Source organism: Pantoea sp. WEP, from assembly GCF_041678305.1.
In the GTDB taxonomy this organism is placed as follows: domain Bacteria; phylum Pseudomonadota; class Gammaproteobacteria; order Enterobacterales; family Enterobacteriaceae; genus Pantoea; species Pantoea dispersa.
Genome location: NZ_JBGNXB010000001.1, coordinates 3,460,478 through 3,485,123 on the forward strand (window position 1 = coordinate 3,460,478; position 24,646 = coordinate 3,485,123).

Consider the following 24,646-nt stretch of genomic DNA (forward strand, 5'->3'; position numbering starts at 1 on the left):
AGTATGAGTCAGCTGTATTCGAGACATTTCCTGAGATTGCTGGATTTCACCCCAGCCGAAATCACCGGTCTGTTATCACTCGCCAGTGAATTAAAACAGGCAAAGAAAAACGCCAGCGAAACCCAGTACCTGAAAGGCAAAAACATCGCGCTCATCTTCGAAAAAGACTCGACCCGTACCCGATGCTCTTTCGAAGTTGCCGCCTACGATCAGGGCGCTAACGTCACCTATCTCGGCCCGAGCGGCAGCCAGATCGGCCATAAAGAGTCGATGAAAGACACCGCGCGCGTACTGGGACGCATGTATGACGGCATCCAGTACCGCGGCTACGGCCAGGCGCTGGTGGAAACATTGGCCGAATATGCCGGCGTGCCGGTGTGGAACGGCCTGACCACCGAGTTCCATCCGACGCAGCTGCTGGCTGACCTGCTAACCATGCAGGAGCATCTGCCGGGCAAAGCGCTGAACGAGATGACGCTGGTGTACGTCGGCGATGCGCGCAACAACATGGGCAACAGCATGCTGGAAGCGGCGGCGCTGGTGGGGCTGGACCTGCGGCTGGTGGCACCGAAAGGCTGCTGGCCGGAAGAGGAGCTGGTGGCGCAGTGCCGCGCGGCAGCGCAGCACACCGGCGGCAAAATCACCCTGACAGAAGAGATTGCCGAAGGCGTACAGGGTGCGGATTTCATCTATACCGACGTCTGGGTATCAATGGGCGAAGCAAAATCGGTGTGGGAAGAGCGCATCGCCCTGCTGCGTCCTTATCAGGTGAACAGCGCGATGCTGGCGCTGACCGGCAATCCGCAGGTGAAATTCCTGCACTGCCTGCCCGCGTTTCATGATGACCAAACCACGCTCGGACGGCAGATGGCTGAACAGTATGGTCTGCATGACGGCATGGAAGTCAGCAACGAGGTGTTTGAATCCGACCATAGCGTGGTGTTTGACCAGGCGGAAAACCGCATGCACACCATCAAAGCAGTGATGGTGGCGACGCTGAGCCAGCGCTAAGCCTGCACGGCGCAAACGTTTACCTCGCGCGTGATTTCTGCTTGATGCGGCTCTGTGAATGCGTATAATGCGCCACAATTTGCCGGAGGAAACATGCAACAGCGCAGCGCACAATTTGCCGCTCCCGTACGCCTGAATGCAGGCGGCGCACCTGTTTCTTTCCGTCATTCATCGATCGCCAGAAAGCCCCTGTAAAGGGGCTTTTTTTTGTCCGCAATCCGGCAGCGCAGAGGAGAGAGCTATGGCCAACCCGCTATATCGCAAGCACATTATTTCCATCAACGATCTCAACCGCGATGAGCTGGAGCTGGTGCTGCATACCGCCGCCCAGCTGAAAGCCCATCCGCAGCCGGAGCTGCTGAAACACAACGTTATCGCCAGCTGCTTCTTTGAGGCCTCAACGCGCACCCGCCTGTCATTTGAAACCGCGATGCACCGGCTGGGCGCGTCGGTGGTGGGGTTTGCCGACGGCAGCAACACCTCGCTGGGCAAGAAAGGGGAAACCCTCGCCGATACCATCTCGGTGATTGGCACCTATGTGGATGCCATCGTGATGCGCCATCCGCAGGAAGGGGCGGCGCGGCTGGCCACGGAATTTTCGGGCGGCGTGCCGATCCTTAACGCCGGCGACGGCGCCAACCAGCACCCGACGCAGACGCTGCTCGATCTGTTCACCATCCGGGAAACCCAGAGCCGCCTCGATAACCTCAACGTGGCGATGGTCGGCGACCTGAAATATGGCCGCACCGTGCATTCGCTGACCCAGGCGCTGGCGAAATTCAGCGGCAACCGCTTCTACTTCATCGCACCGGATGCGCTGGCGATGCCGTCCTACATCACCGATATGCTGGATGAACAGAACATTGCCTGGTCGCGCCACGACAGCATCGAAGAAGTGATGCCGGAGCTGGATATTCTCTACATGACGCGCGTACAGAAAGAGCGTCTCGATCCCTCAGAGTATGCCAACGTGAAAGCGCAGTTCATCCTGCGGGCAGCCGACCTGGCCGGTGCGCGCGATAATATGAAGGTGCTGCATCCGCTGCCGCGCATTGATGAGATCACCACCGATGTCGACAGCACGCCGCACGCCTGGTATTTCCAGCAGGCCGGCAACGGCATCTATGCCCGCCAGGCCCTGCTGGCGCTGGTACTGAATAGCGAACTGGCACTGTAAGGAGCAGAACGATGACCCACGATAACAAACTGCAGGTTGAAGCCATCAAACGCGGCACGGTGATCGACCATATTCCGGCGCAGGTCGGCTTTAAGCTACTGTCACTGTTCCGCCTCACCGAAACCGATCAGCGCATCACCATCGGCCTTAATCTGCCGTCGGGCGAGATGGGACGTAAGGATCTGATCAAAATCGAAAATACTTTTCTGACCGATGATCAGATCAATCAGCTGGCGGTGTACGCGCCGCACGCCACGGTGAATCGCATTGATGAGTATGAAGTGGTGGCGAAGATCGCACCGACGCTGCCGGAACGCATCGAGCGCGTGCTGACCTGCCCCAACGGCAACTGCATCAGCCGCAGCGAGCCGGTGTTCTCCAGCTTTGCGGTGAAGCAGCGTGACGACGATGTGCACCTGAAGTGTAAATACTGCGAGAAAGAGTTCGCGCGCCACGTGGTGCTCGGTCACTGGTAATCGCCCGTTTCCTCCCTATAATGGGGCGAACATTTTCGCGGCGGGCAAGGGTTCGCCGCGCATGCCTAAGGAGAAACAATGTCTCGCGAAATCAGTACTGAAAAAGCCCCGGCAGCGATTGGCCCGTACGTCCAGGGCGTGGATCTCGGCAGCATGATCATCACCTCCGGCCAGATCCCGGTCGATCCGGCCACCGGTGCGGTTCCGGACGACATCGCCGCGCAGGCGCGTCAGTCGCTCGAGAATGTGAAGGCGATTGTGCTGGCCGCTGGCCTGCAGGTGGGCGACATTGTGAAGACCACCGTGTTCGTCAAAGACCTGAACGATTTCGCCACGGTCAACGCCACCTATGAAGCGTTTTTCACCGAGCATCAGGCCAGCTTCCCGGCGCGCTCCTGCGTGGAAGTGGCGCGTCTGCCGAAAGACGTGAAGATTGAGATCGAAGCCATCGCGGTACGTCGCTGATTTGCTGTCATCACTCACACAGCATGCAGGGGGCGTATCCGTGCGCACCTGGCGAGATCGCCAGGCCGTCATCAATGACGACCCTGCATAGTTCGTGACTTCCGAACTTCCCTATCTCGACGATCGCAGCAGTTTCTCCAGCGGTCGCACCAGCGCCAGCACCGTTTCATCCTGCACCTGCGCCGCCGCATCCAGCCGGGCGTGCATCTGCGCCACCTCGCCTGCACCGTAGGCCTGGTTGCGCTCCAGTGCATTCACCAGATCCAGCCCCATCCGGCTCAGCTCTGCGACCTGGCGCACCTGCGGCTGCAGTGCTTTCAGCTGATAATTGCCCAGCACCAGCGGCATCACCGCATCGCTGTTGCGCTGCCAGCGCTGTAGCTGATGGCGCAGGGCGCTGGCGGCAGCATGATCGCCGCGATTGGCAATCAGCGCATCCACCTGCTTATCCAGCAGCCGCACCGGCTCGCTCTCGGCCGGCAGCACGTCCGCCAGCCGGTTCAGCGGCTCAAAATAGTCATAATGCCCGGCCTGAAACTTCAGGTGCTGGCGGGTGTAATATTGCGCCGGTTCCAGCACTTCCGCCAGCACGCGCAGCGGAGTGATATCGCTGCTGTTGGCCAGCCGCATCATCTGCACCTCGGCCTGCTGATGCTGCTGCAGGCCGACTGACACCGTCCCCCAGCGATCAATCGCGCTGAGCCGCTGGTACATATTCTCGCTGTCGGTCACATCCTGCGCCGACCACAGCCGCTCCGCCACCACAAAGGCGCGCGGCCACAGCCGCGTATCAATCACCCGGCTATTCACGTTCTCCGCCCACAGCGCCGCTTCACCGCCCAGCAAATCATGCTGCAGCTGAGCGGGCGTGGGCAGTACCGGAGCAATACCGGCCGGTATCTGCGCCAGCCTGCTGCCTGTGGTCGGATAGCGCACGTTGCCCACCAGCACGTAGCCGGTCAGGCTGTCACGCGTCAGCGTCACCACCGGCTGAAACGGCCCCATCCAGCTGTCGACGCTGAAGGTCAGCTGCGTCGGTGATAGCCAGCGAATGTCGCTGACCTGGCGTCGCGCCTTGCCGCTGAAATCGATAAAGCCGCGCCAGCCGTTTTTGCTCTCAATCAGGGTGAAACTGCCCTGCACCGCGCTGCCTTTCAGACGCGGCATAGTGAACTGCCAGCTTTGCGCCTGATCGTCGGCGCGCAGTTGATCCACGCCGTTCAGCCCCTGCGGCCAGAGCTCGTTGCGATAGTGATACGCGGCGCTCTGCGGCTGGTCGAGATAAAAACCGGTGGAAAGAATGCCGCGATACCCCTGCTTTATCACTTCGCTCAGCGCGTCCTGCCCCTGCCACGACTGAATCACAATACTTTTCGGCAGGTCGGGATGGTACACCTCATCCCAGCCAAGCATGCGCCGCTGATGCGCGGCGAGAATCTTCTCCACCCGCTGGTTGAACCACGCCTGCAGCGCATGGGCGTCCTGCAGGCCGTGGTCGCGCATAAACTGCTGAATCTTTGGTGAGGCGTTCCACTGACTGGGATCGACTTCATCCCCGCCGATGTGAATGTAGGGATCGGGAAAGATCGCCGCGACTTCGCCAATCAGCGTATCGATAAAGCGAAACACCGCTTCCTTGCTGGGATCGAGCAAGGGTTTAAATACCCCCCAGCCGCGCTCCATGGCATATGGCCCCGGCGCGCTCATCAGCTCCGGCATCGCTACGGCCAGGGCGGAAGCATGGCCGGGCAGATCGATTTCCGGCACCACGCGCACGCCGCGCTGAGTGGCATAGTGCACCAGCTCGCGCATTTGCTGCTGGCTGTAGAACAGGCCATCACTGGCCTGCTGCTGCAGCTGCGGATAGTGACTGGAAGCAAAGCGCCAGCCCTGATCGTCGGTCAGGTGCCAGTGAAACACATTCATGCGCGCCGCGGCGATACCATCAATCTGCCGCTTGAGGGTTTCCAGCGGCAGGAAATGGCGCACCGGATCGATCAGCACGCCGCGCCACGGGAAGCGCGGCCGATCGTCAATGGTGACAAAGGGAATTTGCGTGCCGCTGGCGGTGTTGGCGATCAGCTGCAGCAGGGTTTCCATGCCGCGCATCGCGCCAAAACGGGTAGGTGCCTGCAGCAGTACGCCACTGCTGCTGACCTCCAGACGGTAGCTTTCGTCGCTGTCCGGTTGCGGTAGCGGATCGACCGCATCGGCAATCCGGACCTGAATGGCGGGACGATCGCTGGCCGGGCTGGCGGGCAGCAGCGCCCAGCCGGTTTGCCGCGCAATGCGGGCGCGCCAGCGCGCTTCGGCCCCTTCCAGGTGATCGCCGGTGATGTGCAGCGAAAATTGCGGCGTCAGGGTAAACGCGCCACCGCCTGCGGGCTGCGTCACCTGCTGTGGCCACGGCATCAGCGGCAGATCGCCTGCCGGTGCGGCCTGCGTGGAAAACGTCAGGGAACACAAAACGGCCAGCAGCGTACGGGGCAGAAGCATGGTGGGCATCCTTGTAAGGCAAAACGGTGGGCCGGAAATGGCGCAAAATGCTCATTAAACCTGTTTCGCAACGCAAAGCAAGTTGCAACCGGCTGAAGTTTGCCCGGCTTAAAACTTTTCAGTGTAGCGGCTGTTGACCACTGCACGGCTTTCAGGCGCTGGCCGCGCTTCTTTGCGACAGGTCAAAAACAGTGCGATTAATTTCCTCTGAAACACCACATATTGCGATTACACTCCTTAAAATTATCTACATGTAGTTTCCAGCGGAGAAAGGGAAGATGGCAACGGTAGTGATTAAGCGTGACGGCTGCAGGGTGCCGTTTGATGCCCGGCGCATTGAAGCTGCAGTGCGGGCCGCCGCGCAGGCTGCCCAGGTTGACGACCTGGCCTGGTGCACGACGGTCGCTCAGCAGGTCAGCGCGCAGCTGGCAACGCAGGCTGAAGTCGATATTCGCGACATCCAGTGTGCCGTGGAAGAGGCTCTGATGAGCGGACGCTGGCCGCAGCTGGCGCGCGCCTATATTGAATACCGTCACGACCGCGATCTGGCGCGTGAGCAGCGCGGCAAGCTGCACCATGCCATTCGCGGCCTGGTGGAACAGACCAACGCGGCGCTGCTCAACGAAAACGCCAACAAGGACAGCAAAGTGATCCCGACGCAGCGCGACCTGCTGGCCGGCATCGTGGCCAAACATTATGCCCAGCAGCAGTTGCTGCCGCGCGATGTGGTGCTGGCGCACGAACGCGGTGAGATCCACTATCACGACCTCGACTACTCTCCCTTCTTCCCGATGTTTAACTGCATGCTGATCGATCTGCATGGCATGCTGACGCACGGCTTCAAAATGGGTAACGCCGAGATTGAACCGCCAAAATCCATCGCCACCGCCACCGCGGTGACGGCGCAGATCATTGCGCAGGTCGCCAGCCATATTTACGGCGGCACCACCATAAACCGCATTGACGAAGTGCTGGCGCCGTTTGTCACCCTCAGCCTTGAAAAACATCGCCAGATTGCCCGCGAATGGCAGATTGCTGATGTGGAAGCTTACGCGCGCGCGCGCACGGAAAAAGAGTGCTACGACGCGTTTCAGTCGCTGGAGTACGAAGTCAATACGCTGCACACCGCCAACGGCCAGACGCCGTTCGTCACTTTTGGCTTTGGCCTCGGCACCGACTGGGCGGCGCGCCTGATTCAGCAATCGATTCTGCGCAACCGCATTGCCGGGCTGGGCAAAAACCATAAAACCGCGGTGTTTCCTAAGCTGGTGTTTGCCATTCGCGAAGGCGTCAATCGCCGCGCCAGCGACATCAATTACGACATCAAACAGCTGGCGCTGGAGTGTGCCAGCAAGCGCATGTATCCGGATATTCTCAACTACGACAAAGTGGTGGAAGTCACCGGCTCGTTCAAAACGCCGATGGGCTGCCGCAGCTTCCTCGGCGTTTACGAGGAAAACGGCGAGCAGATTCATGAGGGCCGCAACAACATCGGCGTGATCAGCCTCAACCTGCCGCGCATTGCGTTAGAAGCCCAGGGAGACGAAGCCCGCTTCTGGACGCTGCTGGATGCGCGCCTGGCGCTGGCGAAGCGGGCGCTGATGACCCGCATTGCCCGGCTGGAAAAAACCAAAGCGCGCGTCGCACCGATTCTTTATATGGAAGGTGCCTGCGGCGTGCGGCTCAATGCGGACGATGAGGTGGGCAAGATCTTTCGCAACGGCCGCGCCTCGATCTCGCTGGGCTATATCGGTCTGCATGAAACACTCAACGCGCTAAGCGGCAACGCCGTGCATCCGTATGATGCCGCGCACCTGCGCGCAACCGGCATGGCGATTGTGACGCATCTGCGCAAAGCGGTGGATGCGTGGAAAGCGGAAACCGGCTACGGCTTTAGCCTGTACAGTACGCCCAGTGAAAACCTGTGCGATCGCTTCTGTCGCCTTGATGCCGCCGAATTTGGCGTAGTGCCGGGCGTGACCGACAAGGGCTATTACACCAACAGCTTCCATCTCGACGTAGAGAAAAAGGTCAATCCGTACGACAAAATCGACTTTGAAGCGCCCTACCCGGCCATCGCTAACGGCGGCTTCATCTGTTATGGCGAATACCCCAACATTCAGCACAACCTGCGGGCGCTGGAGGATGTGTGGGATTACAGCTATGACCGCGTGCCCTATTACGGCACTAATACGCCGATCGATGAGTGCTACGAGTGCGGCTTCAGCGGCGAGTTCAGCTGTACCAGCAAAGGCTTTACCTGTCCGAGCTGCGGCAATCACGATCCGGCGCGCGTTTCAGTCACGCGCCGCGTCTGCGGCTATCTTGGCAGCCCGGATGCGCGGCCGTTCAACGCTGGCAAACAGGAAGAGGTGCAGCGCCGCGTCAAACACCTTGATACCGGACAGCTGGGATGATGCACATTCATCGCTACTACGATGTGGATATCGTGAATGGTCCCGGCACGCGCTGCACGCTGTTTGTCGCGGGCTGCGAACATCAGTGCCGCGGCTGCTACAACCAGAGCACCTGGCGGCCTGACTCCGGCGTGCCGTTTACGCTGGCCATGGAGGAGCAGCTGATCGCCGATCTGCAGGATCAACGCATTCCGCGTCAGGGGCTGTCGCTGAGCGGCGGCGATCCACTGCATCCGCACAATGTGCCGCATATTCGCCGGTTGGTGAAGCGCGTGCGGCGCGACTGTCCGGATAAAGATATCTGGCTGTGGACCGGCTACACCCTGGCGGAGCTGACGGCGGCGCAGCGTGAAGTGATTGCGGAAATCGACGTGCTGATTGATGGACGTTTCATCGAAGCGGAAAAAGATGCGCGGCTGCTGTGGCGCGGCAGCCGCAATCAGACTATCTGGTATCTACGCCAGCCACAGTGCGAGGATGCCGAGCAGCATGCCGCTGACGGCCACGCCGCAGAAGGCGATCCACAGCGCGCGCGGTGGGAACGCGCGATGCAGCATCAGTAGCGACGGCACGCTGACCGCGGGCAGCGTCACCAGCAGCGCCAGCGCCGGTGCGACGCCCATGCCCGCCAGCATCATGGTTTGCACGATGGGGATCTCGGCGGCGGTCGGGATCACAAACAGGCAGCCGGCGATGGCCATCAGCATCACCCAGAACAGCGTATTCCCTACCGCGCCGTCCGCGTGCGGAAACAGCCAGACGCGCGCGGCGCCGAGCAGCAGCACCGCTACGATGTAGAGCGGAATGGTGTTACAGAACAGCCGCCACATCACGCGCAGCCAGCGCGTCACAAACCGTTCATGGCTTTCTTGCGGCAACAGCGGCGCGGCAACGGCGGTTTCCGGCACGCTGCGCTGCACCAGCATGGCAATGCCCAGCACCATCACCCCACCCGCCACCAGCCGAATGGCGGCAAACTGCCAGCCGAGCACAAAGCCCATAAACACCAGCGTTGCCGGATTGAGCAGTGGATTCGCCAGCCAGAACGCCATCGCCGCGCCGCTTGAAACCTGCGCCTGGCGCAGGCCGACGGTCACCGGCGCGGCACAGCAGCTGCACATCATGCCCGGCAGGCCAAAACCGGTGCCGACCAGCGTGGCCCCCAGCCGGTTGCTGCCCATCAGGCGCAGCAGCCAGCGGCGCGGAATCAGCACCTGCACCAGCGAGCCCAGCACCACACCGAGCACCGCGGCTTTCCACACCGCGAGAAAATAGACCATGGCGTAATCCAGCGCGGCGCGCCACGGCGAATCTGCGGCATTAGCAAGAATAGAGCGGCCGATGGAATGGGTTTCTGCGGCCGTGAAGGCTTTGCCATAGTAAGGCTGCCATTTAACGTACCACAGACCGATAAGCACCACGGCGAGGAACAGCAGCGGTTTCCACCAGGCGAAGCGGGCCGCTGGTGCAGGTGAGGCGAATTGGGTCATAACCGGTTCCGTATTCAACTGAATAACGTATGCCGCGCGGAGGGCGCGACGCAGATCCCACAGTGTTATTCAGGTTATGTCTGTGTGCCAGCGTCGTCACGCTTAAACTTGATCTGTCTCCGGAATTTAACCAATCCCGCCTGCGCCGGCTGGCTTGCGTTTCCGCGCTCAGGGTCCAGACTTGTCTGTTGAAACGTGTCACGCACAGCAGGTGCGTGACCAGCAAGGAGGAGAAAGATGAGCAAGAAAATAGCGGTTCTGATTACCGATGAATTTGAAGACTCAGAGTTTACCTCACCGGCCGAGGCCTTCACCAAAGCGGGCCATGAAGTGGTCACCATTGAGATGCAGGCGGGCAAAACCGTGAAGGGAAAACAGGGCAAAGCCGAAGTCAAAATCGACAAGGATATTGACCATGTCAGCCCGGCCGAGTTTGACGCGCTGCTGCTGCCCGGCGGTCATTCGCCTGACGCGCTGCGCGGTGACGATCGCTTTGTCACCTTTACCAAAGAGTTTGTCGCCAGCGGCAAACCGATTTTTGCCATCTGTCACGGTCCGCAGCTGCTGATCAGCGCGAACGGCGTGCGCGGTCGCAAAATGACCTGCGTGAAAGCTATCGCCATCGATCTGCGCAATGCCGGCGCGGACTTTTACGATAAAGAGGTGGTGGTTGATGATGACAAGCTGGTTACCAGCCGCACGCCTGAAGACCTGCCCGCGTTTAACCGCGAATCCCTGCGCATTCTGAACGCAGCGTAAGGCGGTCGCCCGGTGCGCCTCTGTGCGTGCCGGGCTAACGCTGCCAGACAATCTTTTTGCCAAACCCCAGCGCGTTATCGGTCATTTTCAGCTCATCAAGCGTAATTTCCCACAGCGGCGCGGTGACTTTTTTTGCCACCGGAAAGCGGGACTGATAGGCCTTCAGCGCCTGCGCCTCATCAGTCAGCTTAATACGCCCGCGATACTGCACGCCTTTAATCAACAGCACCGTTTTCGGCTGGCCGTTCACCGTGCCGGCGACGCGTGGATGACGTGCCATCAGCGCGCCGTGACGCGTATCCGCTTCGGTCATCAGCCAGAACGCCATGCGCGCTTCATCGAACACGTAGAAACAGTTGGCGCACCATAGCGCATCACCGTCGCTGGCACATAGCGACAGCACGTGCTGCTTTTTCAGATAGCGAATCAGATGAGAATGGTCAGACAAGAGCAACTCCGTGCGTTGATAGCGATGCGGCCGCAGGCGCGTTACACTGCCCGCCAGCACATGAACGAGGTTTGTAAATGGAACAGGGCTGGCAGCTGTATATGCTGCAAACCGCCGCCGGGATGCTTTATACCGGCATCACCACTGACGTCAACCGTCGCCTGCAGCAGCACCAGCAGGGGCGCGGTGCCCGTGCGCTGCGCGGCAAAGGTCCACTGACGCTGGTGTTTCACTGCGCGGCCGGCGATCGCGCGGCGGCTTCCCGGCTGGAGTATCAGGTAAAACAGCTGAGCCGGGCGCAGAAACTGCTGCTGGTTGCCCAGCAGCCAGCCTGCTTAACGGCGTGGTTTAGTCGATACGATTGAAAGGTGCCGAGAAGGCGATCAGCCCTTCTGCCCCATCGAACGCATCGTCCGCCAGTTTATACACCTGAAACGCCGCTTCGCTGCCGGGCCAGCGGCAGTGCAGGCCGTGACGCGCCGCCGGCTCAAAGCCGAGCGGATTGTAGAACTGCGGATCGCCCAGCACCACCACGGCGCTGTAGCTGAACTCATTGAGCGAATCGAGCCCTTCATACACCAGCTGTTTAGCAATGCCCTGACTGCGCACCGAGGCATCAACCGCCAGCGGCGCCAGCGCCACCCAGTTACGATCCTCGCCCTGCAACGTCACCGGACTGAAGGCGGCATAACCCAGCACCTGGCCTTCGTCATCAGTAGCCACCACGCCCAGCGTGAGTAAACCGTCTTCACGCAGCTGCTGTACCAGTTCCGCTTCGGCTGCGGTGGCAAAACTGCGCTTTAACAGGCTGTCGATGCCTGCCGCGTCCACACCAATTTCAGTACGAATCAACATGAGATCCCCGCGCGCGCCTCAGCGGCCTTCGCGTCCTGTGTCATTCCTGCCTCAACAAAAGCAGCCAGCTGCAGCAACCCCGTGCGCAATGGCGTGGGCATGGCGTCCAGTTCTATGGCATCCATCAGATTCTTCACCTCCAGTCCCAGCTCCGTGTCGCCCTCAATCACCAGACGGCGCTGAAAGAACAACATATCGGGGTCGGCTTTGCGTGCTGCTACCAGCAGCAGATCGTTGGCTTCGCCACGAAACCAGACATCTGCTTCGGCGTCGCGCGAAACGGTCAGGCGCCCGTCCTGCAGCGTGGTGATCCAGCGCAGATTGACGTCCGCGATCTCAATGCCGAGATAGCGCCCTTGCAGAAAGTCTAACTCACCTTCAGCCAAAGCATGACGAAATTGCCAGTTTAGGAGTTGTTGCAAAACCGTTTTTTTCACGGCGAATGGTGTTAGCGACACCGGTAAAGCGAGGAATTCCGGCCCTTTTTCAATTAACAGGCCGCGTAAGCGTGCGAACATGCGCTGCACTCCCTTGAGAAAATTTTATCTATATTGCCACATCCGTCGGCTTTCGCCTCAACCGGGATCAAGGAAATCGCCCCGCGTCTGTGCGAAAATTCTCCATTCCGCCCTGGCAATCCCGCTTTCACTGCCTTAAATCAACATTGCTGCACCTGCGCTTCCTTACACTCAACGGCGTTCAGAATCCGGGGGAGGAAATTGTATGGAACTGCTGTGTCCGGCGGGGAATTTACCTGCGCTGAAATCGGCGGTGGAGCACGGCGCTGACGCGGTGTACGTCGGCCTGAAAGATGACACCAACGCCCGCCACTTTGCTGGCCTCAATTTTACCGATAAGAAACTGGCAGAAGCCGCGCGCTTCCTGCATCAGCACCGGCGTAAACTGCACGTGGCGATCAACACCTTCGCCCATCCTGACGGCCTTAACCGCTGGCAAAGCGCCATTGACGTCGCCGCACAGAACGGTGCCGATGCGCTGATTCTGGCCGATATCGCCACGCTGGAGTATGCCGCCAGCCGCTATCCGCAGGTTGAACGTCACCTCTCAGTGCAGGCGTCCGCCACCAATCTGCAGGCCATTCAGTTTTATCACCGCCACTTTGCGCTGAGCCGCGTGGTGCTGCCGCGCGTGCTGTCGATGCACCAGGTGAAGCAGCTGGCGCGCGAAACGCCGGTGCCGCTCGAAGTATTCGCCTTTGGCAGCCTGTGCATCATGGCCGAAGGCCGCTGCTATCTCTCGTCGTGGCTGACCGGCGAGTCGCCGAACAGCGCGGGCGCCTGTTCACCGGCCAAATTTGTGCGCTGGCAGCAGACGGCACAGGGCATGGAGTCGCGCCTGAACGAAGTACTGATTGACCGTTACGCCGCCGATGAGAGCGCGGGCTATCCGACGCTGTGTAAAGGACGCTACGAGGTGGATAACCAGCGCTATCACGTGCTGGAGGAGCCCACCAGCCTCAATACCCTGGCGCTGCTGCCAGAGCTGCTGCGCGCCAATATCGCCTCGGTGAAAATTGAGGGACGCCAGCGCAGCCCGGCCTATGTGGCACAGGTGGCGAAAGTGTGGCGTCAGGCGATCGATCGCTGCATGGCCGATCCGCAACAGTTCACGGTGCAGGCGCCGTGGATGCGCGCGCTCGGTGAACTTTCTGAAGGCAGCCAGACCACGCTCGGCGCCTATCACCGCGACTGGCAATAAGGAGACCGTATGAAATACGCCATCGGCCCGGTGCTGTGGTACTGGCCTACCGATACGCTGGAGCAGTTTTACCAGCGCGCCGCAGAGAGCAGCGCAGAGATTGTCTACCTCGGCGAAGCGGTGTGCAGCAAACGTCGCGCCACCGCGTTCAGTCAGTGGATGGAGATGGGCCGCACGCTGGCGGCCAGCGGCAAACAGGTGGTGCTGAGCACGCTGGCGCTGCTGCAGTCCCCTTCGGAAGTCAAAGAGCTGCGCCGCTATGTTGAAAACGGTGAGTTCTTACTGGAAGCCAACGATATCGGCACCGTGAACATGGCGGCAGAGCGCAAACTGCCGTTTGTCGCCGGTCCTACCCTGAATGTGTATAACGCGCAGACGCTCCAGCTGCTGCTGCAGGAGGGCATGACGCGCTGGTGCATGCCGGTGGAGATGTCACGCGACTGGCTGATTCAGCTGTTGCAGCAGTGCCATGACGCTGGCCTGCGCGACCGGTTTGAGGTTGAAGTGCTCGGCTACGGCCATCTGCCGCTGGCGCTATCGGCGCGCTGTTTTACCGCGCGTTCCGAAAACCGTGCCAAAGATGATTGCCAGACCTGCTGTATTGATTATCCCACCGGGCGCCGCGTGCTGTCGCAGGAGGGCCAGCAGGTATTTGTCCTGAACGGCATTCAGACCATGAGCGGCTACTGTTACAACCTTGGCAACGATCTTGCCGGTATGCATGGCTGGATCGATATTGTGCGCCTGTCGCCGCAGGATGAGAGCACGCTGGCACAGGTTGATCGCTTCCGCGCTAACGAAGCGGGTGAAGCGCCGCTGATGATGGCGCGCGGCAGCGACAGCAACGGTTACTGGCGCCGCCTGGCCGGAATGGCGCTGGATAGCGGCGGTTAAAGGCACATTCCGGCTATATTCCTGCCGTTATTAGCAGTTTTAATATGGGTAATGATGCGTAATACTGACTGGTGCAGGTTTACTTATCACCTGCGCCATCCTTTGCTGGAGTACCCATGTCTGAGAAGAAAACTGTTCGCCTGTCCGTGCTGGATCTGGCCCCCATTCCGCAAGGCTCGTCTGCGCGCGATGCCTTCCATAATTCGCTGGCGCTGGCGCGTCAGGCTGAAGCCCTTGGCTTTCATCGCTACTGGCTGGCCGAACACCACAACATGACCGGCATCGCCAGCGCCGCAACGTCGGTGCTGATTGGCTATCTCGCCGCTAACACCGAAACGCTGCGCCTCGGCTCCGGCGGCATCATGCTGCCCAACCACGCACCGCTGGTGATTGCCGAACAGTTTGGCACCCTGGAATCCCTCTACCCTGGCCGTATCGATCTCGGACTGGGCCGCGCGCCCGGCTCCGATCAGCGCACCATGCTGGCGCTGCGCCGTCATCTTTCGAGCGCCCAGGCCGACAGCTTCCCGGAAGATGTGGCCGATCTGATCCGCTGGTTCGATGCCGAAGAGGGCGAACATCCGCCGGTGCAGCCGGTGCCTGGCCTCGGGCTGAAAATTCCGGTGTGGCTGCTGGGTTCCAGCCTGTATAGCGCGCAGCTGGCGGCGCAGCTTGGTCTGCCGTTTGCCTTTGCTTCGCACTTCGCGCCAGACCTGCTGTTGCAGGCGCTGCACCTGTATCGCGAAAAATTCCAGCCCTCTGCGCGTCTGGCAAAACCTTACGCTATGGTGTGTGTCAACGTGGTGGCGGCAGACAGCGATCGTGATGCGCGCTTCCTGTTCACCTCGATGCAGCAGCAGTTCATTAATCTGCGCCGCGGCAAGCCCGGCCCGCTGCCGGCGCCGGTGGAGAACATGGATAACCTGTGGTCGCCGTCCGAACAGTATGGCGTGCAGCAGGCGCTGAGCATGTCGGTGGTGGGCGATAAGGGTAAAGTGCGCCACGGCCTTGCCGCGCTGCTGCGCGAAACCCAGGCGGATGAGATCATGGTCAACGGCCAGATTTACGATCCGCAGGCGCGCCTGCGTTCGTTCGCGCTGGCGATGGAAGCCGCACGCACACTGTAAGCCTTACTGCGGTGGGGAGAGGAGTCCTTCCGGCCCCACCGCCATCTTGCGCACATCGCGCGCCGGTGACTGGCCATAAAAACGGCTGTACTCCCGGCTAAACTGCGACGCACTCTGATAGCCTACCCGATAGCCCGCCGTCCCGGCATCCAGCTTCTCAATCATCATCAGCCGGCGCGCTTCGTTGAGCCGCAGCTGCTTCTGATACTGCATCGGCGTCATCGCCGTAACCGCTTTAAAGTGATGGTGCAGCGATGAAATGCTCATGCCAACGCTGCTGGCCAGCTGATCCACCTTCAGCGGCTGATGAAAGTTTTCGCGCAGCCAGCGCGCCGCGCGCGCCACTTTATTGCCCGGGCGCTCGGTCAGCGCCATGTTCAGAATACGCGGCCCTTCCGGCCCGGTCAGCAGGCGATAGAAAATCTCCTGCTCAATCAGCGGTGCCAGCGCGGCGATATCCTGCGGCTGATCCAGCAGCGCCACCAGCCGCATCACCGCATCCACCAGCGACGGCGCGACTTTATGGACGGTAATGCTGCGTTCGGGGGCAGCGCTACCAATCTGCTGCGGCGGGAAATGCTCCAGATAGCGCAGCAGGCGCGCTTCGTTGATGGTGATGCCGACGCCAAGACAGGGTTTCTCTGGCGTCGCCAGCACCACGCAGGACTGCACCGGCATGTCCATGGTGACCAGCAGCAGATCGCCCGGCCCGTAATGCATCACATCATCGCCCATGCGCAGTGCTTTCTGGCCCTGGGCCATCAGCGCAAACCCCGCCCAGCTGGCAATATGCGCCAGGCTGGAGGGGTGCGAGCTGCGGCCAAAAGAGAGAAAGTCAATCGCGCTGGCGGTACGCCCATCCTGCTGCGCGTGACGGGCAATCATCGCCACCAGCTGCTGCCACTGTTCCTGATGAATCATGCGTTATGCACTCCGCGATGAAAAATCACTGAATCCCCATTCTTACCTGCCGATGCGGTTGCGCCTAGTCCCTGCGCCACAGATTTGCAGGATCGTGCAAAAAGCTTGCAGGATTGCGCTACCGCACAAAGCGGCAACAGCGCATGCTTTACTCACCCGAAATCTCAGGTGGAGAGACACAATGCAAGCACTTGAAGGCAAAATTGCGCTGGTGACGGGCGCGTCGAAAGGCATTGGCGCCGCCATCGCCATGACTTTCGCCGCGGCCGGCGCCCGGGTGGTGGTGAATTATCGTCAGGATGAAGCGGGCGCGGCGGATGTGGTGACCGATATCTGCGCGCTGGGAAGCGACGCCATCGCCGTACAGGCCGATATATCCCGTGAAGCTGAGGTGCAGCGTCTTTTCGCCAGCAGTATTGCGCAGTTTGGCGCGCCAGACATCGTGGTCAATAACGCCGGCATGTTTCACCATGGCGACTTCGCCAGCCTCAGCGTCAGCGACATGCAGCAGCAGCTCAACGTCAATCTGCTCGGTACGCTGCTGGTGTGCCAGCAGGCGGCGCAGCATTTTCCGGCGCGCGGCGGCTGCATCATCAACCTCAGCGCGCTAAACAGCCAGCGCAGCCTGCCCGGCTCGGTACTGTGGTCAGCGACTAAAGGCGCGATCGACACCTTAACGCAGGGGCTGGCACGTGAGCTGGGCCCGCGCAATATTCGCGTCAACGCGCTGGCACCGGGGATCATTCTGACCGAAGGGCTGCTGGCAGCGAAAAAAATGAATGCAGAATTTAAAGCGCAGCTGATCGCGGCCACGCCGCTGGGACGCTTTGGTCTGCCGGAGGATGTGGCGCAGGTGGCGCTGTTTCTGGCGTCGGAAGAGTCGGCTTATGTTACCGGTGAGCGGGTGCTGATTGCTGGCGGCGTGTAAAGCCCGCGTTACAGACATAAAAAAAGGACGCTTGCGCGTCCTTTTTATTTTTAAGCGATTAACGCTTATGCATCACGACGACGTGGTGCAGCTGCGCCTTCGTCGCGACGTGGGCCACGGCCACCTTCACGGCTGAAACGTCCGCCTTCACGACCGCCTTCGCGACGCTCAGAGAAACGACGCGGTGCGCCACCTTCACGGTTGCCACCCTCGCGGTTACCACGACGCTCACCACCGAAGTCACGACCGCCGCTACGACGCTCGGTGCGCTCGTGTGGCTGTGCATCGCCCAGCAGCTGCATATTCATCGGCTTGTTGAGAATACGCGTACGCGTGAAGTGCTGCAGGACTTCACCCGGCATGCCTTTTGGCAGCTCGATAGTGGAGTGAGTACCAAACAGCTTGATGTTACCGATGTAACGGCTGCTGATGTCGCCTTCGTTAGCAATCGCGCCCACGATGTGACGCACTTCAACACCGTCGTCACGGCCCACTTCAATGCGGTACAGCTGCATTTCGCCAACGTCACGACGTTCGCGACGTGGACGATCGCCACCTTCGCGGCTGTCACGGCTGTCACGACGTGGACGGTCGCCGCCACGCTCATCGCGATCGCGGAATTCACGACGCTGTGGACGTGGTGCATCCGGTGGCAGAATCAGTGGACGTTCGCCCTGCGCCATTTTCAGCAGTGCAGCGGCCAGCGTTTCCATATCCAGCTCTTCTTCTGGCTGCATTTTAGCCAGCAGCGCACGGTACTGATCCAGATCGCTGCTTTCCAGCTGCTGCTGAACTTTCGCAGCGAACTGCGCCAGACGACGCTGACTCAGCAGCTCGGCGTTAGGCAGCTCAACTTCCGGAATAGTCAGCTTCATGGTGCGTTCGATGTTGCGCAGCAGACGACGCTCGCGGTTCTCAACGAACAGCAGCGCACGGCCAGCACGACCCGCACGACCGGTACGGCCGATACGGTGCACATACGATTCGGCATCCATCGGGATGTCGTAGTTAACCACCAGGCTAATACGCTCAACGTCCAGACCACGGGCCGCAACGTCAGTCGCGATCAGGATATCCAGACGACCGTCTTTCAGGCGCTCCAGCGTCTGCTCACGCAGCGCCTGGTTCATGTCACCGTTCAGCGCGGCGCTGTTGTAGCCGTTACGCTCCAGCGTTTCTGCGACTTCCAGCGTGGCATTTTTGGTGCGCACGAAGATGATGGCAGCATCGAAGTCTTCCGCTTCGAGGAAGCGCACCAGCGCGTCAGACTTACGGCCGTAAGCGGTCCAGTAAGACTGAGAAATGTCCGGGCGTGTAGTGATACTGGACTGGATGCGCACTTCCTGCGGATCCTTCATGAAACGCTTAGTGATACGGCGAATCGCTTCCGGCATGGTTGCAGAGAACAGTGCGGTCTGATGACCTTCCGGGATCTGCGCCATGATGGTTTCAACGTCTTCGATGAAGCCCATACGCAGCATTTCATCGGCTTCGTCCAGTACCAGACCACGCAGGCTGGACAGGTCCAGGGTACCGCGTTTCAGGTGATCCAGCAGACGGCCCGGGGTACCAACCACGATCTGTGGACCCTGGCGCAGTGCGCGCAGCTGCACGTCATAACGCTGGCCACCGTACAGGGCCACGACGTTAATACCGCGCATGTGTTTAGAGAATTCTGTCATCGCTTCAGCCACCTGAACCGCCAGTTCGCGGGTCGGCGCCAGCACCAGGATTTGCGGTGCGCGGACAGAAGGATCAACGTTGTTCAGCAGCGGCAGCGAGAACGCTGCTGTTTTACCACTACCGGTCTGCGCCATACCCAGCACATCACGGCCCGCCAGCAGGTGAGGAATACACTCAGCCTGGATTGGCGATGGCTTAACGTAGCCCATACCGTTCAGTGATTCGAGGATGTCGGCGTTCAGGCCCAGATCAGCAAAAGTGGTTTGAATATCAGTCATGTAGTACACGTGCCTCTTAGATTGCGGCGGCCAGTCTACATAACTCGTCGTGAAAACTTTCAGTCATTTTCATCAAAAAGTGTGAACCGGCTCAAATTAGAAGTTTTGACGAACAGAAAAGCCCTCACCTGTTCAGGCGATGACTTTACGGGTAAATCAGGCAATAAAAGTTCGTCAGCTATTGCTGGTCAGATTCTGATAAATCGTCTTGTGTCTGGCCGAGTTGCGCCAGTTCCAACAATGCGTATCGGTGTTCAACAAAGTTATTGACGTTGTTGGCCACCGCCAGTTTGAACAACGCTTTCGCGTCGTCCTTCTCCCCCAGACTTAGGTAGTACTTACCTAAATAGAAGTTGGTTTCACTGAGATGTTCAGCGAGCGAGGTGTTATCCGTTGCGTCCGCCTTGAGACGTTCCATCAATGTTTTTTCACTGATGTCGCCCAGGTAGAACTCGACAATATTCCATCCCCATTGGTCCTTAGCCGCCTTGTCGTAACGCTGTTGTAGCGTCACTTTTGCCTTATCGGCGTCCATCTCGCGTTCAACGAGGTAGAGCCACAGGCTGCGGAACGGATCGTTAGGATCGTCTTGATAAAACGCCAGCAGATCATCTTGCGCTAACTTGTATCGACCGCCGTAATAGAGGGCGATACCACGGTTTAAATGCGCATAGTTGTAAGTTGGATCAAGCTCAAGTACAGAATCAAACGCTTCATAGGCAGCATCAAAATTGCCTGCCTGCGTTAAGTAAATGCCGAGATAGTTAAACACTTCCGGCATATCCGGTCTGATAGACAGCGCTTGCGAGAAATCGTTCCGCGCCAGTGCCCTCAGACCCAAACTATCATACAACACTCCGCGCTCATATAACAGCTGTGCGCGTTCATCATCGGTCAGGGCCCGACTGGCAAGAATTTGTTCCATTCGCGCCAGAATAACCTCTTGCTGCAGTGTGGGCTGCAAAGGTACTGCCAGAACTTCGTTCTTACGCCAATTGGAGTTGCTGCATCCTGCCAGCGTGATAGCTGTCGCAACAAAACACCAGCGCAAAAAAGGCTTCATTTCCCACTCCCGAATACAAACATTGGGATAACCATCCTGTCATCCGCCTGCTATGCACAAGGGTTCCCGCCCTCGCGATGATACCCGTCCTGCTTCAGCTGCACTGACACGCTGACCAGCGCGCCACGCATTCCGGGTATACAAACACCGCTCCCCGCCAGCTGGCAGGGAGCGGCTGATCAGGAAAAACGCTTACTCGGCGTCAGGCGTCGTCACCGCAGCGGTTTCTTCTGCTGGCTTCTGCTCTGTCGCTTCTTTGATGCTGAGACGAACGCGACCCTGACGATCCACTTCCATCACTTTAACTGGCACTTCCTGACCCATCTGCAGGTAATCGGTCACTTTCTCTACGCGCTTGTCGGCGATCTGAGAAATGTGTACCAGACCTTCTTTACCGCCGCCGATCGCCACGAAAGCACCGAAATCAACGATACGGGTCACTTTACCGGCGTAGATACGGCCCACTTCGATCTCAGCGGTGATCTCTTCGATGCGACGAATCGCTTCTTTGGCTTTCAGGCCGTCGGTCGCTGCGATCTTCACGGTGCCATCATCTTCGATTTCGATGGTGGTGCCGGTCTCTTCGGTCAGCGCACGGATAACCGAACCGCCTTTACCGATGACGTCTTTGATCTTGTCTGAGTTGATCTTGATGGTATAGATACGCGGCGCGAACTCGGAGATCTCCTGACGCGGCGTGCTAATCGCCTGTTCCATCACGCTCAGAATGTGCAGACGCGCACCCTTGGCCTGGTTCAGTGCCACCTGCATGATTTCACGGGTGATACCTTCAATTTTGATGTCCATCTGCAGCGCGGTGATACCTTCACGGCTACCGGCTACTTTGAAGTCCATATCGCCGAGGTGATCTTCGTCGCCGAGGATGTCAGACAGCACCACGAACTTCTCGTCTTCTTTCACCAGACCCATCGCGATACCGGCAACGGCCGCTTTGATCGGTACGCCAGCGTCCATCAGTGCCAGCGATGCACCGCACACGGAAGCCATAGAAGAAGAACCGTTCGATTCGGTGATTTCAGACACGACGCGCACGGTGTACGGGAACGCATCCTGTTTAGGCATTACTGCCAGCACGCCACGCTTCGCCAGACGGCCGTGACCAATTTCACGACGCTTCGGTGAGCCAACCATACCGGTTTCGCCCACGGAGTACGGAGGGAAGTTGTAGTGGAACAGGAAGCTGTCAGTACGCTCGCCCATCAGCTCATCGAGATTCTGTGCGTCACGCGCGGTACCGAGGGTGGCAGCGACCAGCGCCTGCGTTTCACCACGGGTAAACAGCGCAGAACCGTGGGTACGCGGCAGTACGCCAGTGCGCACGTCCAGACCACGGATCATATCTTTTTCACGGCCATCGATACGCGGTTCGCCGTTCAGGATACGGGTACGCACCACGTTCTTTTCCAGGCTGTGTACGATGTCACCGATTTCGGCATCATCCAGCGTTTCGTCTTCAGCCAGCAGTGCGGCGATGGTTTCGTCTTTGATGACGCCAACCTGCGCATAGCGCTCCTGCTTGTCAGTGATACGGTAAGCATCGCTGATGCGCGCTTCGGCCAGGGCGGCAACGCGTGCGATCAGCGCATCGTTCGCCGGCTCTGGCTGCCAGTCCCAGCGTGGTTTGCCTGCTTCAGCCACCAGCGCATTGATGTTTTCAATTACAACCTGCTGCTGGTCGTGGCCGAACACCACAGCACCCAGCATCTGGTCTTCGGTCAGGATGTCCGCTTCAGATTCCACCATCAGCACTGCATTCTGCGTACCGGCAACCACCAGATCCAGACGAGACTGTTTGATCTCATCCGCGGTTGGGTTCAGCACGTACTGATCGTTGATGTAACCGACGCGTGCCGCACCGATTGGGCCGTTGAACGGAATGCCAGACAGTGACAGCGCAGCAGAAGCACCGATCATCGCAACGATGTCCGGGTTAACCTGCGGGTTCACAGATACCACAGTCGCGATAACCTGTACTTCGTTAACAAAACCTTCCGGAAACAGCGGACGCACCGGGCGGTCAATCAGACGCGCAATCAGGGTTTCGCCTTCGCTTGGACGGCCTTCACGACGGAAGAAGCTGCCCGGAATACGGCCAGCGGCGTAAGTACGCTCCTGGTAGTTCACCGTCAGAGGGAAGAAGTCCTGACCGGCTTTAGCTTTTTTCTGGCCCACGACGGTAACGAATACCGCGGTGTCGTCCATGCTTACCATTACTGCTGCGGTGGCCTGGCGCGCCATCATGCCGGTTTCCAGCGTGACGGTATGCTGACCATATTGGAATTTGCGTACGATCGGGTTCAGCAAAATTTAAGTCCTTAAATTCGTGGCAAAGCCTGCTCGGCCCGCCGGGGATTACCGATCTTTAGTTGCATCCTCGCGACTAATGACAACCCTTAACCGCCCCTGCGGTAAAGCCTCTCATTAGCCGCGCGAACCTCTGCAAGCAAAGATCACTCTCAGCAACAATACATGAGTTTGGTCCGGATTGCTGCGGATTGCTCGAAAAAAGGGGCCATAAAGGCCCCCTTTTCGCGAAACTCGCACAAATCTGATCGCCAGATGCGGTTTTTTGCATACTGCATGCGCTACATCGTTGATCAGATTCTTCAGACTTAGCGACGCAGACCCAGGCTTTCGATCAGGCTGGTGTAACGTGCAACGTCTTTACGCTTCAGGTAGTCCAGCAGCTTACGACGCTGGGATACCATGCGCAGCAGACCGCGACGGCTGTGGTGGTCTTTCTTGTGCTCAGAGAAGTGACCCTGCAGGTGGTTAATCTGAGCAGTCAGCAGAGCAACCTGAACTTCAGTTGAACCGCTGTCGTTAGCGCCACGACCGTATTTAGCAACGATCTCTGCTTTAGCTTCTACGCTTAGAGACATAATAAACTCCAGTAAAAAATGAATGTATGGGTGCCGATCTCTAATTCAGCAGCCCGCTTTTAAAGCCGCGCTATTCTACTCTTCGCCCGGTAGCAACGCAAATGCGCTGTAACGGCCAGCGGTAATACGCGGTCAGTCGGCAAACTCCACCACCAGACGACGCGGAGCCACGCGACCATCGTCGACGATTTCCGCCATGCCGATAAATTTCTGCTGCTCACCTTCGGTCACCCGCACCAGCCCGCTGGCCGGCGCGTTTTCCGCCTGGACCGGCATGCCCTGTTTGAACCAGGCCGCGACCGGCGTGGGCAGATTGACCGCTGGAAAATCTTCCGCCGGGCTGTCCATCGGCAACAGCAACGCGTCCAGCGGTGCGTAATCCGGCGTTTCCGCCGCATTAACCTGCGCCGCCAGCGCCTGCAGCTGTTCCAGCGTCATCATGCGCGCAATCGGGTAGCGAGCCACCTGCAGACGGCGCAGCATGATCACGTGTGCACCGCAGCCGAGCTTCTCACCTAAATCGTCAATGATGGTGCGAATGTAGGTGCCTTTGGAAACATGGATTTCCAGCTCCAGCTCGTCGGCCTGCCAGCGAATAAACTGCAGTTCAAACACGGTAATCGGTCGCGCTTCACGCGGCACGGTGATGCCTTCGCGCGCATATTCGTACAGCTTGCGGCCCTGATACTTGAGCGCCGAGAACATGGTGGGCACCTGCAGCGTCTCGCCGCGAAAGCTCTCCAGCGCGGCGTCCAGCTCAGCCTGGCTGAAGGTCACCGGCCGCGTTTCGACGATATTGCCGTCCGCATCGGAGGTATCGGTGCGCTGGCCCAGACGGGCAATCACGCGGTAACGCTTGTCCGAATCCAGCAGATAGCGGGAAAACTTGGTGGCTTCGCCGAGACAAATCGGCAGCATACCGGTGGCCAGCGGATCGAGCGCGCCGGTATGGCCTGCCTTGTTAGCGTTAAACAGGCGTTTTACTTTTTGCAGCACATCATTGGAGGATGCGCCCTGGTGTTTATCCAGCAGGAAAACACCGTGGACATCACGACCACGGCGACGAGGACGACTCATCAGTCCTCCTTGTCGTCTTCCGCCGGGCTTTCACCCCGTCGCTCAGCATCGTTTCTGATCACGTTAGACACCAGATTCGACATGCGCATCCCTTCAATCAGCGAGTTATCGTAGAAGAAGGTCAGCTCCGGCACGATGCGCAGACGCATCGCTTTACCGAGCAGAATACGGATGTAGCCAGACGCTTCTTTCAGCGCTTTGAGGCCGTTTTTCACCGCTTCTTCATCCTGGTCGTTCAGGAAGGTCACGAACACTTTGGCATACGCCAGATCGCGTGACACCTCAACGCCAGACACGGTGACCATCATACCCAGACGCGGGTCTTTGATTTCGCGCTGCAGGATGATCGCAATCTCTTTCTGCAACTCCTGCGCCACGCGCTGTGGGCGACCAAACTCTTTCGCCATACTATTTCTCCCAAATAATTCGGGAGGCCAGAGGCCTCCCAAATTGCATCAC

General features: G+C 59.2%; 24 protein-coding genes and 1 pseudogene. 12 read left to right on the forward strand and 13 right to left on the reverse strand.

Annotated features, from left to right (window positions below; genetic code table 11):
- Positions 1-3: 3 nt before the first annotated feature.
- From argF to ridA, 4 genes are all read left to right on the forward strand, one after another.
- Positions 4-1,011: an ornithine carbamoyltransferase gene (gene argF / locus ABVR31_RS16185; RefSeq protein ID WP_150361192.1), complete on the forward strand. Its 1,008-nt coding sequence runs from the start codon at positions 4-6 to the stop codon at positions 1,009-1,011.
- A gap of 241 nt (positions 1,012-1,252) precedes the next feature.
- Complete coding sequence (pyrB, locus tag ABVR31_RS16190) at positions 1,253-2,188, forward strand: aspartate carbamoyltransferase (RefSeq protein WP_058770675.1); 936 nt, start codon at positions 1,253-1,255, stop codon at positions 2,186-2,188.
- An 11-nt stretch (positions 2,189-2,199) separates the two neighbouring features.
- The gene (gene pyrI / locus ABVR31_RS16195; RefSeq protein ID WP_010615964.1) at positions 2,200-2,664 is read left to right on the forward strand and encodes an aspartate carbamoyltransferase regulatory subunit; all 465 of its coding nucleotides are present in this window, start codon (positions 2,200-2,202) and stop codon (positions 2,662-2,664) included.
- Between the two features lie 78 nt (positions 2,665-2,742).
- Positions 2,743-3,129 (forward strand): 2-iminobutanoate/2-iminopropanoate deaminase, encoded by a 387-nt coding sequence (gene ridA / locus ABVR31_RS16200; RefSeq protein ID WP_010615965.1) that lies wholly within the window; start codon positions 2,743-2,745, stop codon positions 3,127-3,129.
- A 111-nt stretch (positions 3,130-3,240) separates the two neighbouring features.
- Here the strand turns inward: ridA and ABVR31_RS16205 are convergent, their stop codons facing one another.
- Positions 3,241-5,625: a beta-N-acetylhexosaminidase gene (locus ABVR31_RS16205; protein WP_372773472.1), complete on the reverse strand. Its 2,385-nt coding sequence runs from the start codon at positions 5,623-5,625 to the stop codon at positions 3,241-3,243.
- 278 nt (positions 5,626-5,903) lie between these two features.
- Between ABVR31_RS16205 and nrdD the strand changes: the two genes are divergently transcribed.
- Positions 5,904-8,042 carry an anaerobic ribonucleoside-triphosphate reductase gene (nrdD, locus tag ABVR31_RS16210; protein ID WP_372773474.1) on the forward strand — a complete coding sequence of 713 codons (2,139 nt, stop codon included), beginning with the start codon at positions 5,904-5,906 and terminating at the stop codon, positions 8,040-8,042.
- Positions 8,039-8,503 (forward strand): annotated as a pseudogene (gene nrdG / locus ABVR31_RS16215) (anaerobic ribonucleoside-triphosphate reductase-activating protein); the annotation flags it as partial. The gene nrdD and the pseudogene nrdG, both read left to right, overlap by 4 nt.
- Here the strand turns inward: nrdG and ABVR31_RS16220 are convergent.
- Entirely contained in the window at positions 8,498-9,532 is a 1,035-nt protein-coding gene (locus ABVR31_RS16220; protein WP_058770680.1) for a permease, read from the reverse strand. The pseudogene nrdG and the gene ABVR31_RS16220 overlap by 6 nt on opposite strands.
- A 237-nt stretch (positions 9,533-9,769) precedes the next feature.
- On the opposite strand from ABVR31_RS16220, the gene ABVR31_RS16225 reads away from it, so the two are divergent.
- Positions 9,770-10,291 carry a type 1 glutamine amidotransferase domain-containing protein gene (locus ABVR31_RS16225; protein ID WP_021507686.1) on the forward strand — a complete coding sequence of 174 codons (522 nt, stop codon included), beginning with the start codon at positions 9,770-9,772 and terminating at the stop codon, positions 10,289-10,291.
- 34 nt (positions 10,292-10,325) lie between these two features.
- Here the strand turns inward: ABVR31_RS16225 and ABVR31_RS16230 are convergent, their stop codons facing one another.
- Positions 10,326-10,739: a YhbP family protein gene (locus ABVR31_RS16230; RefSeq protein ID WP_288423115.1), complete on the reverse strand. Its 414-nt coding sequence runs from the start codon at positions 10,737-10,739 to the stop codon at positions 10,326-10,328.
- Positions 10,740-10,816: 77 nt separating this feature from the next.
- Between ABVR31_RS16230 and ABVR31_RS16235 the strand changes: the two genes are divergently transcribed.
- Positions 10,817-11,104, forward strand: a complete 288-nt coding sequence (locus tag ABVR31_RS16235) for a GIY-YIG nuclease family protein (RefSeq protein ID WP_021507688.1) — start codon at positions 10,817-10,819, stop codon at positions 11,102-11,104.
- Here ABVR31_RS16235 and ABVR31_RS16240 read toward each other — a convergent pair.
- Positions 11,088-11,594 (reverse strand): GNAT family N-acetyltransferase, encoded by a 507-nt coding sequence (locus ABVR31_RS16240; RefSeq protein ID WP_021507689.1) that lies wholly within the window; start codon positions 11,592-11,594, stop codon positions 11,088-11,090. The two genes, ABVR31_RS16235 and ABVR31_RS16240, sit on opposite strands and share 17 nt — an antisense overlap.
- The gene (locus ABVR31_RS16245) at positions 11,588-12,112 is read right to left on the reverse strand and encodes an SCP2 domain-containing protein (RefSeq protein WP_058759570.1); all 525 of its coding nucleotides are present in this window, start codon (positions 12,110-12,112) and stop codon (positions 11,588-11,590) included. Before ABVR31_RS16245 ends, ABVR31_RS16240 begins: the two co-directional genes overlap by 7 nt.
- Before the next feature lie 205 nt (positions 12,113-12,317).
- On the opposite strand from ABVR31_RS16245, the gene ABVR31_RS16250 reads away from it, so the two are divergent.
- The 3 genes from ABVR31_RS16250 (at position 12,318) to ABVR31_RS16260 (ending at position 15,334) form a co-directional block, all read left to right on the forward strand.
- Positions 12,318-13,313 carry a peptidase U32 family protein gene (locus ABVR31_RS16250; protein ID WP_058759571.1) on the forward strand — a complete coding sequence of 332 codons (996 nt, stop codon included), beginning with the start codon at positions 12,318-12,320 and terminating at the stop codon, positions 13,311-13,313.
- Positions 13,314-13,322: 9 nt separating this feature from the next.
- Positions 13,323-14,207 (forward strand): U32 family peptidase, encoded by an 885-nt coding sequence (locus tag ABVR31_RS16255; protein ID WP_058780386.1) that lies wholly within the window; start codon positions 13,323-13,325, stop codon positions 14,205-14,207.
- A 116-nt stretch (positions 14,208-14,323) separates the two neighbouring features.
- On the forward strand, positions 14,324-15,334 hold the full coding sequence (locus ABVR31_RS16260) for a luciferase-like monooxygenase (RefSeq protein WP_222951333.1): 1,011 nt from the start codon (positions 14,324-14,326) through the stop codon (positions 15,332-15,334).
- Positions 15,335-15,337: 3 nt separating this feature from the next.
- On the opposite strand, the gene ABVR31_RS16265 is transcribed toward ABVR31_RS16260, so the two are convergent.
- A complete protein-coding gene (locus tag ABVR31_RS16265) occupies positions 15,338-16,255 on the reverse strand; it encodes an AraC family transcriptional regulator (protein WP_222951334.1) in 918 nt (305 codons plus the stop codon).
- A gap of 181 nt (positions 16,256-16,436) precedes the next feature.
- Here ABVR31_RS16265 and ABVR31_RS16270 point away from each other — a divergent pair, with 181 nt between their 5' ends.
- Positions 16,437-17,183, forward strand: a complete 747-nt coding sequence (locus ABVR31_RS16270) for an SDR family NAD(P)-dependent oxidoreductase (protein ID WP_222951335.1) — start codon at positions 16,437-16,439, stop codon at positions 17,181-17,183.
- A gap of 65 nt (positions 17,184-17,248) precedes the next feature.
- Here the strand turns inward: ABVR31_RS16270 and ABVR31_RS16275 are convergent, their stop codons facing one another.
- The 7 genes from ABVR31_RS16275 to rbfA form a co-directional block, all read right to left on the reverse strand.
- Positions 17,249-19,144, reverse strand: coding sequence for a DEAD/DEAH family ATP-dependent RNA helicase (locus ABVR31_RS16275; RefSeq protein WP_058759574.1), 1,896 nt, complete (start codon positions 19,142-19,144; stop codon positions 17,249-17,251).
- Positions 19,145-19,160: 16 nt separating this feature from the next.
- Positions 19,161-19,217 (reverse strand): protein YrbN, encoded by a 57-nt coding sequence (gene yrbN / locus ABVR31_RS16280; RefSeq protein WP_098053093.1) that lies wholly within the window; start codon positions 19,215-19,217, stop codon positions 19,161-19,163.
- 105 nt (positions 19,218-19,322) lie between these two features.
- A complete protein-coding gene (gene nlpI / locus ABVR31_RS16285) occupies positions 19,323-20,207 on the reverse strand; it encodes a lipoprotein NlpI (RefSeq protein WP_021507697.1) in 885 nt (294 codons plus the stop codon).
- Between the two features lie 192 nt (positions 20,208-20,399).
- The gene (gene pnp / locus ABVR31_RS16290; protein ID WP_058770684.1) at positions 20,400-22,532 is read right to left on the reverse strand and encodes a polyribonucleotide nucleotidyltransferase; all 2,133 of its coding nucleotides are present in this window, start codon (positions 22,530-22,532) and stop codon (positions 20,400-20,402) included.
- A gap of 308 nt (positions 22,533-22,840) precedes the next feature.
- Positions 22,841-23,110: a 30S ribosomal protein S15 gene (rpsO, locus tag ABVR31_RS16295; protein WP_010615981.1), complete on the reverse strand. Its 270-nt coding sequence runs from the start codon at positions 23,108-23,110 to the stop codon at positions 22,841-22,843.
- A gap of 132 nt (positions 23,111-23,242) precedes the next feature.
- The gene (gene truB, locus ABVR31_RS16300) at positions 23,243-24,187 is read right to left on the reverse strand and encodes a tRNA pseudouridine(55) synthase TruB (protein ID WP_150059189.1); all 945 of its coding nucleotides are present in this window, start codon (positions 24,185-24,187) and stop codon (positions 23,243-23,245) included.
- Positions 24,187-24,594, reverse strand: coding sequence for a 30S ribosome-binding factor RbfA (rbfA, locus tag ABVR31_RS16305; RefSeq protein WP_021507701.1), 408 nt, complete (start codon positions 24,592-24,594; stop codon positions 24,187-24,189). Before rbfA ends, truB begins: the two co-directional genes overlap by 1 nt.
- Positions 24,595-24,646 lie beyond the last annotated feature (52 nt).